We start from the raw sequence: 6,794 nt of genomic DNA, 5'->3' as shown, positions 1-6,794 counted from the left end.
ATCACTCGACAATCCATCGGTGGGTCCTCCGCTATACCCCGGAGCTGGAGGCCGAGTTCAGAAAAAGGAAAAAGCCGGTATCGGGCCGCTGGTTTTGGGATGAGATGGCCATCAAGGTCAAGGGGAATCTCAAATGGCTTTACCGGGCCGTGGACGAGGATGGCGATACGATAGACTTTCTCCTTGCGGCAAAGAGGGATCAGAAAGCGGCTTTCAGGTTTTTGAAAAAGGCCGTTCGTCAGCATGGTGTCCCCGGAAAGATCAATACCGACAAGTCAGGAGCAAACGCCGCCGGCTTCAAGGCTTTCAATGATGAACATTTAACTGACATCGAGCTCGGGCAGATGAAATTTCTCAACAACATTGTGGAGCAGGATCACAGGCGGATCCGGCAAAGGACAAGGCCCATGCTGGGCATTAAAACCTTCACGTCGGCTGCGAAAACGATTGCCGGCATTGAGATAATGGCCATGATCAAAAAAGGCCAGTTGGATATCCCGGGCTCCACTCCATTCGAACAGTTTTACGCCCTCGCAGGATAAATGCGTCCAGGGATGGATCCCTTCAAAACCTCACGCCACCCTTGGAAATATTTGCGACAGAGCCATTCAGGATGCTGCGACCCTATGGAATAATCTTGGATCACAGATGAAAGTGGTTTTGGTGGGTGATACGGGGAGCCCGTTTCCAGTAAATGTTATCCCTATATTTGTTGATAGCATTTCTCCGTCCGCTCCTAATCGTCCTGAACCGCTGATGCGGGTGGTATGGCCCCCTTGCCAGACGAATACGCAAACTCCCAACCTGCTGGTTAATGGTAATCCGCGGATTGCTGTTTGGTCGCAGGCCCCAACCCCTCCGCCAGGAACCTTTGACTTCCGCTCAGTGATGGCACATGAGCTGGGGCATGCTATGGGTCTGGCTCACCACCCTACCGATCAAACTTCATTGATGTGGGATTCGTTCAGTCCTCAGGAAGTGCGAGTACCGAATAATGAAGATCGAGATGCTTTAATAGGACTCTACGGCTAAAAAGGAGAGAAAATCGTGAAATTGGTTCTGAGATTCTTCTTGCATCTGAGCGTGGCAGGAACTGTGCTTCCAGGTTTTGCCTGCTCCAAAGACAAATCAGAGGATGTAGTCTGCGAAGAGATGATATCCGACATCAATTCTGCTGTCTCAGAACACTTTTTAGGATTGTCCATTTTCGAATGCACAAATGCCAGCGAGTGTTCGACCTCCACCTGGGAAACATCCTGCAACCGTGGGTGCGATGGCCTCGTTCTTACCTGCAAGAAGGACGAGCTGGCAGCCTTTCTCGGTGGAAGCGAAGTCGGCGGAATTTGCGACCGGTATCAGAAAAAAGGGTGTGGCAGAATCGAAGACGATTGCCCTGGCTAAAAACGCCATGGATTTTATCCACGCCGCTGAAAGATCCTGACAGCGGCACTTCAAGTTGGGCTGCGGGAAGCAACTTGGAATTGGAAAAACCTCTGTAGTAAGTGCGTTGGTGGGGGGTATTGAAAAACCATAGGGTGCCCAAAAATAAACAACTGAAATTACAGAATGTGCACGTACAACTCAAATCTACACAATTTATTCAAGTATTTGTAAATACTTAAATATTTGGTCTAAATGTCCATAATGGGGCTTCTCCGCAAAACCCCATCTTGAAATTTCCTGAGAACCTGCCAACGTGCAAACTCGGCGCTTCGGCTTCCGTTTCTTAAGCTGTAAGCCGTTGCTGTAGTATATCTGCTCGGTGCAGTCCTTGCCCCTCAGCATTATCCTAAAGCCTTCCTTTTACCGATCATGCTGGACAGTATATCTCATGAGCGTAATATTTCAATTCCGTTTAGGCTTAGATGTCGTATTTAAAATTACCTATGCATTTCTTGATCGTGAGTGTCTTGTCCAAGACGCATTCGTTGATTTTAGGAATGTATTCCTCAGAAAGTAACAAACGTTTGGAGCCACTTTGCTCAACCTCCGCAGTTAAATGCTGCTGATGGATTGCGGAAGCATTTACTAAACTAAGATAATTCAAGATCCAATTAGAGAAGTATCAACACAATTCTAAAATCGTTCTCGAATCCTAATTCACGGCACGAAATGTGCTCTCTGGATGCGTTGCTTAATCAGATACCGTTACGGAGTTAAACGGTGCGAACAACAAGAATTCCACAAGGAAGGGGAAATCGAGCATGAAGTTTCAGGCCATCTACATCTGTGCAGGTCTATTCCTCTTGGGTTGCGGTGCAACTTCCCAAGAATCGTCAAGCACGAAAGTCACAAGGGGCTTTGAGGTTGAGGAAGCAGCATACCCCAGCATTGCCTACTTTACGTTCAGTGACGGTGGGGGTTCGTATGTCTGCACGGGGACATTCGTCACTGATCGGCACCTGCTCACGGCAGGGCATTGCACGGGTGACGGCGGAACAGCTACCATACTCCGTGGCGACGCCAGGGATGCAACCTCGACAAGGTTAAGGGTTCATCCCAAGTATCAACACGACAGATGGTACGAAACCAGTCGCTATGATCTTGCAGTCTATGAATTCCCTCGGGGTACAGCGCCTGAAGTTTCCCGTATCCGAGCCACTCCCATCGAAGGGGACGAGGCCGGCCTCATGATCGGATACGGAGTCAGCAATTTGCTTGAAGATTCCGGTCTGGGTGTGAAGAGGATGGGCATCAATAAGGTAACGTCCAAACACGATGGAAAGATCCACATGGCAGGACAACCTGATGGACCTCAGCTTGAATTTGCCAGCAATCAGTCCATCCTGGGCGGCGGCGACTCCGGAGGTCCCCTTCTGTATTTCCGGTCAGGAACTCATCAAGACATCGTAGGCGTCGCATCTGGAGGCAGCAACGGGACTTCATTCTGGGTCGATCTCCATTCGCAGGATTCAAAGGATTTCCTGCGTTCCCTTGGAATACAATACTAACAACAGGGTGTATTTATGAAATTTTCGAAGAAAAACTTCTTGTTCGGTCTTGCACTACTCTTTACCACCAGCTCGGTAAGCACGCTTGCCTTCTCTGCACCAGTGCCTCCTGAACAGAAGCAGATTGATGCGATGAATCTGTGGCAAACTTCTGAGGCTGTTACTACGCGGTTTGAATCGGAAGGAAATCGCTACTGTACGGGAACTGTGGACACTGCAGTTTGCCAGTATAATCATGACGAAGCCTTGGCGACAGGATGCGTGAGTCCAGAATACTCGCAGTTGATCCGCAGCATAACGCATGACAGCGGCATCGGGTATTATCCGATCTGTCAGATATATGCAGTCACTCCCGTGAAACGCTCAGTGCTCGCAGGATTCTGCAAGTGCGGCTGCGTGGATCCTTCCACCACAATACTGGCCGTCGACCAGAAAGGTCAATACCAATGGCAAACGGCGAAACAGCTGGCGTCGAAGAACGATATCTTTTCCCTGGCTGTGCCAACTGCCGACTTCTTTGCCAAATCACAGGGACCTAAACTCGGCGCATCCAGGTATGCAAGCCTGGTCGGCAAAGGACTTCAGAAGGAGTTGATCACATTGAGCCTTGCCAACGGAAGGGCGCTCAAAGTCACCTCTGAGCACGGCATCCTCCTGGCGACTGGAAAGGTCGTCGCGGCAGGAAACATCAGTACCGACGATCAGCTTCTGGATACCATTGGCAATGCCGTTGCTATCGAAGCAATCAGGCGCGAGTCTGTTGTTCTGGATCCTCACAACTTTTCTGTTAACGCCCACAGCCTCGATCCCAGAGACCATTTTGTGATCGCTGAAGGTGTGGTCATCGGTGACGAAAGTTTCCAGAACGGCTTGTCGAACGTGGTTGGCCGCATCAAAGTCCGCGCTGAATAAGAAGGTTGAGTGACACCTTCTGCTGGATGTTCGTCCGAGATCCTGAGATCCGGGAAAAGCGCCAGCAGAGGGTGATACTTTAAAGATGTGATATTCATGGAAATGATTGGAACCGATGAATAAAAGTAATCACAAGCCGCGTAGGACACTTGCTCTTTATCCGCTGATTGGCGTGCTTGTCCTGTTGGGAGCGGTTCTTTTCCATTTTTTTTACTCTGCAAAAGAGGTCAAGGCAGCTGATCCTGTCGATTTAAGTCTCAACAGAAGCATTGGGGCCCCATTGAAAGAAAAAGTGCCTCCCGCCGTGCGGCATGATATCGATAGCAAATTAAAGGTTATGCAAGAGGCCTTGCCGAAGTCAGATCAGGGGAAGCAGAGCCCCGCGCGCGTTCTCGCCTATGCTAATGGATTGTTCGAGTTATATGACAATGTATTTGCTGAGGATGAGCGAAAGCGTATTTTTAAACAGGCCCTCTCTGACCAGCAGGCGTTCAAGATCATTGAGGGTCTGGTTCGCAACCCCTTTACGATGAAGGATATGTTTCCTGATCCGAAGGCTTTCGCGACGGCACGTGTTTTTGCGATTGACGCCATTGTCTTTAAGGCCAGCTCATCGGGAGATAGCGGGATCTTGAAGGAATACATTGACGGCTTGGCGGGTGAGTTGAATGACGACGGAACACAGGCATCGCGTTTACGTGACCTGGGAGATCTTGTAAGTTCTTATATCTTGATGAAAAAGCGTGAATTTTTGGAGAATCCTCACAACGTGGCCAAGGACCTTCCGTGCAGCAAGGCTGTTTTCCAAACTCTTCTGAATGGAATTATGGGTGGGCTGACGCAGCCCGAGTTTAAGACCCCACAGGTCGAGGACTTCTATGTTCATGCTCATCAGTATCAGTGTGATGCTTTCTCAACAGAAAAGGAATGAACAATGAAAAAAGAAATGATCCTGGCCATTGGCCTTTGCTTGACAGGGTGCTCTGGCGGAAAAAAGGACTCCAGATCAAACGATGGGGAAAACCCGGTTGTGCTTGACAAGGGCGCTGATACAGATAGCGCTGCTAACACAACTGATTCCGATTCGAATGATGACCCTATTGATGAAAAATCTGCAGAGCAGCTCATGCGGGATAGCCTTGACGGGGCACTGCAAAAATTGCGGGTGCTTGATAAGGACGGCCAGCAGCTAAGATGCTCCGGTGAGAACCACGCACAATACGAGCCCTGTCACCTTCGGGAACTCGTTTACAGCCCTGCGAGGAATGACAAAGGTCAAAAAACACGTATCATGATGATTGACTCAGGCATGGAGCTGCCGTCCCTGCTTCGCTATAAGAGCCGTAATCTGGGCTTCTACAGGATTGAAGGTGATGGATCCGTGCAGGAACGTTTCACGCCGGAAAGCCTGACGGGAGTCCGCGTGCCTAAGGTGCTTTTCGATCTGTATGGAGATTGGGACCGGATCGCCGGCGGCCCTGTTTTCCCGGAAGGTGAGGAAGCTACGGAAATGTTCGACCGCCTGGGTGCCTTCTTATTGGAAACCGAACTCCTTGGGTTCGCTTTTCCCGCTCACGGTTCGTCACTCTATTTCAAGGTTGCTGAGCTCAATCCAGAGAGCGAGCTGCTGGTGGTGCAAGGGCATAGCGGTACAGGTTTTTTTCCAGCAAGCGCTTTCAAAGGGGCTGACGGCATGTGTCGCCTGAATACCAGAGAACAAAAAGAAGCGGTCCATAATATATTCGCCAATTTAACGCGAGATCTGCAGGCACTCGCCCGGACATATCAGATTGATTACATTCATTTTGCCTCCGGTTTTAATAAAGAGGTTTTCTATAACCGATTTCCAGAGTGCAAGGGAGTGACCAACCGTTCTGCGGTGGAGGACTTCCTGCAGCAGTATCAAGCCTTTGAGAAAAGCATAGGCTCGATCCCAGGGACCGTCCTGGTTCAGGCGGCCTGGTCCAGCCGACATCCCGTTTCCGTCGAGGAGGTGAACACTCCTGATTACGCCGACTGTAATCAGCACACCAACAAGATTCTTGCTCATCCTGCTAATTTCGCCAAGGATGTGGCGTTGCCGAAGGAAGGTCTTGATGTCCATGGAAATCTTCCAGACTCGCTAATTAGCACGAATTCCTTGAATTTAAGCAACTGCGGCGGGCTCTATGTATCTTTGGGGAAGACCCTGCAGAATCCAAGGCTCACGAATGAGTTTGCCATAGGCTTTTCCGACTTCGGCCTATACAGCGACGATACCTATATGCTTTCCTCTTCCTATGTAACGCCGGTCCTGCTGAGCTATCTGGATTTTATCCGGCGCACAGAACATGGTTCCATCGCAGCCGATGCCTCGCTGCATCGCATCAAACAGGGACGTGTGATCGAGCCGATGCGTTATAGGCAATTCATGAGCATTCACGAGTAGTTTCGCTTGCGAATTCGACCAGGACCCGTGAGGATCGCAAATTTTGATTTTTAGGGATTGATTGAGAGAGAAGGGAATTTTGTGCCCTTGGCTTTGATGTAAATGCAGCCAGAAGCCAGAAAACGCTTTGGAAGAATCGCGTCACGAACTGATAGGATTCGAGCTGAACCTGGGCAGCCTGTGTCTGGTTGAACGGATTCATGCTCGGTTCTTTTTCCACGCCTTCTCACCAGGGCCCCGGAAAGAATGACTATAAAATAAGCTGACTGTTAAAATTATTGGGAAATTTCGAAACTACCGTGAACCTGGAGGCCTTCCCTCATCGGTAAAGCGCTCAACTATTTTCAGGGCCAGTGGCCGAATGTAAGGACCCCCAATTCGCAAACCAATTAAGCTGCAAATCGTTCCATCCATTCGGACGGAGTTAACATGTCAAGAGACCGATGCGGTCTCTCGTTGTGATAGACATCAATGAACGAAGCGATGGCACTTCGTGCTTGCTC

7 protein-coding genes are annotated in these 6,794 nt (G+C 49.7%); 6 read left to right on the top strand and 1 reads right to left on the bottom strand.

Translation table 11 applies throughout. The features are described 5' to 3' along the window. The 6 genes from VE954_RS24675 to VE954_RS24655 form a co-directional block, all read left to right on the top strand. Positions 1–542, top strand: a 542-nt coding sequence (locus VE954_RS24675; protein ID WP_324957837.1) for an IS6 family transposase, incomplete at its 5' end; no start/stop codon positions are given. 106 nt (positions 543–648) lie between these two features. Further along, the gene (locus VE954_RS44395; protein ID WP_414699028.1) at positions 649–1,032 is read left to right on the top strand and encodes a matrixin family metalloprotease; all 384 of its coding nucleotides are present in this window, start codon (positions 649–651) and stop codon (positions 1,030–1,032) included. Between the two features lie 1,172 nt (positions 1,033–2,204). After that, positions 2,205–2,951, top strand: a complete 747-nt coding sequence (locus VE954_RS24670) for a trypsin-like serine protease (protein WP_324957834.1) — start codon at positions 2,205–2,207, stop codon at positions 2,949–2,951. A gap of 15 nt (positions 2,952–2,966) precedes the next feature. After that, a complete protein-coding gene (locus VE954_RS24665; RefSeq protein WP_324957831.1) occupies positions 2,967–3,863 on the top strand; it encodes a hypothetical protein in 897 nt (298 codons plus the stop codon). 115 nt (positions 3,864–3,978) lie between these two features. Then, on the top strand, positions 3,979–4,794 hold the full coding sequence (locus VE954_RS24660; RefSeq protein WP_324957829.1) for a hypothetical protein: 816 nt from the start codon (positions 3,979–3,981) through the stop codon (positions 4,792–4,794). A gap of 3 nt (positions 4,795–4,797) precedes the next feature. Continuing rightward, positions 4,798–6,291, top strand: coding sequence for a hypothetical protein (locus VE954_RS24655; RefSeq protein WP_324957827.1), 1,494 nt, complete (start codon positions 4,798–4,800; stop codon positions 6,289–6,291). Between the two features lie 389 nt (positions 6,292–6,680). Here VE954_RS24655 and VE954_RS43865 read toward each other — a convergent pair. Continuing rightward, a partial coding sequence (locus VE954_RS43865; protein WP_349263836.1) for an integrase core domain-containing protein occupies positions 6,681–6,794 on the bottom strand: 114 nt, incomplete at its 5' end.

This window comes from Oligoflexus sp., from assembly GCF_035638955.1.
Classification (GTDB): Bacteria; Bdellovibrionota_B; Oligoflexia; order Oligoflexales; family Oligoflexaceae; genus Oligoflexus.
The sequence above is the reverse complement of the archived record's forward strand: the minus strand, read 5'-3'. Positions and strand labels throughout refer to the sequence as shown.

Bases quoted from the DNA above. Each gene is read 5' to 3' on its own strand.
- VE954_RS44395 (WP_414699028.1), top strand. From the start codon at position 649: ATGAAAGTGGTTTTGGTGGGTGATACGGGGAGCCCGTTTCCAGTAAAT.
- VE954_RS24670 (WP_324957834.1), top strand. From the start codon at position 2,205: ATGAAGTTTCAGGCCATCTACATCTGTGCAGGTCTATTCCTCTTGGGT.
- VE954_RS24665 (WP_324957831.1), top strand. From the start codon at position 2,967: ATGAAATTTTCGAAGAAAAACTTCTTGTTCGGTCTTGCACTACTCTTT.
- VE954_RS24660 (WP_324957829.1), top strand. From the start codon at position 3,979: ATGAATAAAAGTAATCACAAGCCGCGTAGGACACTTGCTCTTTATCCG.
- VE954_RS24655 (WP_324957827.1), top strand. From the start codon at position 4,798: ATGAAAAAAGAAATGATCCTGGCCATTGGCCTTTGCTTGACAGGGTGC.